Below are 386 nucleotides of genomic sequence, written 5' to 3' on the forward strand. Positions count from 1 at the left end.
GTCCGGGTCCCGCGCGGGACCCGTCCGCTACCGCGCAGAGAAGCCGTACACCGTCTCGGAGCGGAACACCTCGCCCGGCCGCAGCACCGTGCTCGGGAACTCCGGACGGTTCGGCGAGTCCGGGAAGTGCTGCGTCTCCAGCGCGATGCCCGCGCCGGGCTCGAACGGCTCCCCGATGTGGTCCGCGGTGTACACCTGGATGCCCGGCTCCGTGGTGGCCACCGTCAGCACCCGGCCCGACGCGGGGTCGTACAGCTCGGCCACCTCCTCGGGCGCCGCCGTCACCCCCTTGTCCAGCACGAAGTTGTCGTCGTAACCGCCGCCCGCCTTGCGCGCCTCGCGGAAGTCGTACCGGGTGCCGGAGACGTCCGCGAGCTCGCCGGCCG

The 386-nt window shown here is 73.6% G+C and carries 1 pseudogene; it reads right to left on the bottom strand.

From position 1 onward, the window contains the following. Positions 1–27: 27 nt before the first annotated feature. A pseudogene (locus LPA54_RS41750) lies at positions 28–386 on the bottom strand (galactose-1-epimerase); the annotation flags it as partial.

Source organism: Streptomyces sp. DH12, from assembly GCF_020873895.1.
Taxonomy (GTDB): Bacteria; Actinomycetota; Actinomycetes; order Streptomycetales; family Streptomycetaceae; genus Streptomyces.